This window comes from Halanaerobium sp., from assembly GCF_003070835.1.
In genome coordinates, this window is record NZ_QBLR01000383.1 from 1 (window position 1) to 3,493 (window position 3,493).

Annotated in this window: 4 protein-coding genes; 1 reads left to right on the top strand and 3 read right to left on the bottom strand. The window is 27.8% G+C overall.

The features are described 5' to 3' along the window. The first annotated feature begins 172 nt into the window (after positions 1 to 172). Positions 173 to 439 (top strand): hypothetical protein, encoded by a 267-nt coding sequence (locus CI949_RS19340; RefSeq protein ID WP_073160331.1) that lies wholly within the window; start codon positions 173 to 175, stop codon positions 437 to 439. 47 nt (positions 440 to 486) lie between these two features. On the opposite strand, the gene CI949_RS19345 is transcribed toward CI949_RS19340, so the two are convergent. From CI949_RS19345 to CI949_RS19355, 3 genes are all read right to left on the bottom strand, one after another. Continuing rightward, positions 487 to 2,076 carry an AAA family ATPase gene (locus CI949_RS19345; protein ID WP_110301279.1) on the bottom strand — a complete coding sequence of 530 codons (1,590 nt, stop codon included), beginning with the start codon at positions 2,074 to 2,076 and terminating at the stop codon, positions 487 to 489. A 154-nt stretch (positions 2,077 to 2,230) separates the two neighbouring features. Next, positions 2,231 to 2,842 carry an Rpn family recombination-promoting nuclease/putative transposase gene (locus tag CI949_RS19350; RefSeq protein WP_290769453.1) on the bottom strand — a complete coding sequence of 204 codons (612 nt, stop codon included), beginning with the start codon at positions 2,840 to 2,842 and terminating at the stop codon, positions 2,231 to 2,233. A 22-nt stretch (positions 2,843 to 2,864) separates the two neighbouring features. Further along, the gene (locus CI949_RS19355; protein ID WP_290769456.1) at positions 2,865 to 3,287 is read right to left on the bottom strand and encodes an Rpn family recombination-promoting nuclease/putative transposase; all 423 of its coding nucleotides are present in this window, start codon (positions 3,285 to 3,287) and stop codon (positions 2,865 to 2,867) included. Positions 3,288 to 3,493 lie beyond the last annotated feature (206 nt).

Genomic DNA, 3,493 nt, shown 5'->3' on the forward strand with positions numbered 1-3,493 from the left:
TTTAATCTATAGAAATACCAAAAGATTATTGAGTATGAATATAAAATTATAGATTATAATGAATTTAATAATATTTCATCGTGATAGAGTGAAAGTCTGCTTGCAAACCTCGTGGGCTTGCCTTGAGAAGGGTCAAATCCAGGAAAAATTCAACAATATACTAGATGAGTAGGTGGATGAAATAATTATTTTAGATAAAACAATTAAGATTGAATTATTAACTGAAAAAGAAACAAGAGATTGGCTTGATATTGCTGCTCATAATCCAGAAAAAGGAATTCTATATCAAATAAAGAAACACAAAATTGGAGAGAGATGGCAGAAAAGAACAAAGCATGTTAAATTAAGTAATTTAAAAGCTCTAATAATTGATAATGATGAAATGGAGCTTTTACCAGAAGAAAAAATCAATAAGGATCTGTCTTTTTTGGCTGGGTAGATGTCGATGCGGAATAATTAAAAAAGAGCAGAAAAGTCTGCTCTAATTTAATCTATTTCTTCAATTTTAATATCTTTTATATTTCTTTTTTCAGTGTCAAAATTGGTGCCTATTAAAATTATTCCTTTGTCTTTAATTTTAAACCTCTCAGCATAATTTTTATCTTTTATCTGCTGTAAAGCTATCTCAGCACCCTGATTTGCCTTGAATTCTATAATATAAATATTAGTGTCAGTTTCAACTATGCTATCAATTCTTCCTTCAGATGTTAGGACTTCTGAGTAAACATTTAAATTGTTATCTGTTAATAAAGTAGTTATCAGATAAAAGAGGCTGTTGTAATAAGCTTCTCTATCCTGAAGCGATTTTGGAATATTGATATTAACCAGACTGAAAAATATTGATTTAATCTGTTGGATGAATTTTTCTAATTCTTTGTTAATTAATAATTTTTTAAGCCGATGTACAACTGGAACTGTAATTTTGTTTTGAGAAAAAGATTTCGCCAGATTTAGATTGAAACTATTTTCTACCTCATAGTTAGGATAATCAAGTTTATATATTACCTGATCTTCAATTTCTTTGATTGTTAAATAACCTGTCTGAAAAAGAAGAGGTATTATTTGTATATTACCTATATCATAAGCTTTTATTTCGTTTTTTCCAACTTCTATATTTTCTAAATTACTGAGATCAAAGTTTTTATTCTTAATTAATTCAACCAAAAAGGTAGGTGTTCCACTTTCAAACCAGTAGTTATCAAAATCTGCATTTTTTAATGCATTGCCTACAGAAAAAGGATTATAGACTCGACTGTCTTTTTCTGTAAAACGGAAGCCATTATACATTTGTTTAAATTTATTTCTGCATTCGGAGATAGTTAAATTATTTTTTTCTGCAAGTTTAGAAAAATAGGGACTAAAATATTCATCTAATTCTTTTTCTGTATAACCCATTATTTCAGCAAATTCTTCATTTTGATCAAGTTCAATTAGATTATTTAAGGTCGAAAATATCGATAACTTACTAAATTTAGATACACCAGTAATAAAAACTTTTTCTAAATATCCTTCAAGTGGTTTTAGATAGTCATAAAGCATTTTAAGATAATCCTGATTTTTGTCTATAGTTTTAAGGTTAGCGCTATTTTCTTCTAAAGTAGATTTAAGGTTAGAGATTATAGGTTTATCATATTCATCTATTAAAATCACAACATCTTGATTAAATTTATTATAAAGCTTTTCTATTAACTCTGGAAACATATAGTATGCTTCTTCAACTATTAGGTCGATATTATATCTGGCGGCAATTTTACTAAAAATCTTTTGTAAACTTTTATTTAAAACTTCTCTGTTTTCTGAAGGTATCATATTAAAATCCAGTCTAATAATCGGATGTTCTTCCCAATTCCAATCTTGATTAAAGATATAAAGACCTTCAAAAAGTTCTTTTTTACCTTGATAGAATTTTTCTAGAGTGTCAACAAAAAGTGTTTTACCAAAACGTCGAGGGCGTGATAGGAAATAATATTTATTTTCAGATACTATTTTATATAAAAATTCAGTTTTATCTACATAAATAAGATTGTTTTTTCTAATATATTCAAAATCGGCAAGATCAATTCCAATATTTTGCATAATTACACCTCCAATTTAAATTAATTATACTTTAAATTTTATTGATTATCAATTAAACTGCAGAAGAAAAAATCAATAAGGATCTTTCTTTTTTGGCTGGGGTAGATGTCGATGAAGAATAACTAAAAAAAGAAAGAGCAGAAAAGTCTGCTCTTTAGTTTAAGTATTCTTCTAAATCTTCAATTGATTCAATGTTTATAATATCCTTTAATAAATCAGTGCGAATTTCTCTTAAAACAATTAAATCTAATTTATTAAGTTTACTCTCCAGATTGTCCGGAAGCTTATCTATTGGGAGTTTATCCTTTATTAAGATTGAAATAGTTTCAATTAATTCCTGTTTTCTACCCTCTTTCATTCCTTCTTTTCTACCTTCTTTAATCCCTTCTTTAATTCCATCTAATTTACCCTCTTCACGCAATTTATTAGCTGTAGACATAAAAGTCTCACTCCTTTCGGGGATGATTAAATTAACTTTATCATGCATAATATCAAAATCATAATCCTTAATTTCCAGTATATATTTCATTCCTGTTGTGAAGTATTCTAAAATAGTCTTAGTATCATTCAATTTTTTGATTAGCTTTAATATGTCAGCAAATATTTTATCATAATCTTTGTCAATAAAACTAGTGTGTAGAATTTTTAAAACTATTTGTAATTGTATACTTCCTATAATCTCCAGATCACTATACTTAGAAAAGTCAAAAAGCAAATATTCAAAGTCTGGAATGAACTTTTCAGTATTCGGCTGAGTATTGATCATTGAGTTAAATCTCTTACCTATATTATACCTCTTTTCCCCATGGTAAATCAAGAGGGGTCTTACCTATATTATACCTCTTTTCCCCATGGTAAATCAAGAGGGGAATTACCAGCGGCAGTTTTTCTTCATCATAATGATCCTGGTGATGCTCCCAGATTCGGACCATATATTGAAGAAGTTGAAAGGAAACATCTTTATCGGGATAACTTTTGTGTTCAAAAAGGCAGTAGATATAGGCATTTTGATTATTTAATTGAACCCTATAAACAACATCTGAAAAATATTTTCTTAAATGTTTGCTAACAAATGATTTTTTTGAAATCTCCAACTTATCCATATCAATCAATTCTAACAATTCCTGAGGCAAATAATTTTTGATAAATTCTTCTGCGACAATCTTTTTGTCGAACATATCTTGAAAAAACCTGTCGTGAGGAGTTTGCATTTTTCTAACCTCTTTCTCTTAGAATTTTATCTTTAAAAAGATAAGGCCTGAGAACTAATCTTTAAGTATATTATACCACAAAACGAACTTGTGTTCAATTAAATTCAAGCTAATTCGACAAAAAAACAGAGAAATATTAATTGATTTTAAGGCAAGAGTGTATTATAATAAAAGTTGTTAAGAAATTGAACACGTTAGAAAAGGTT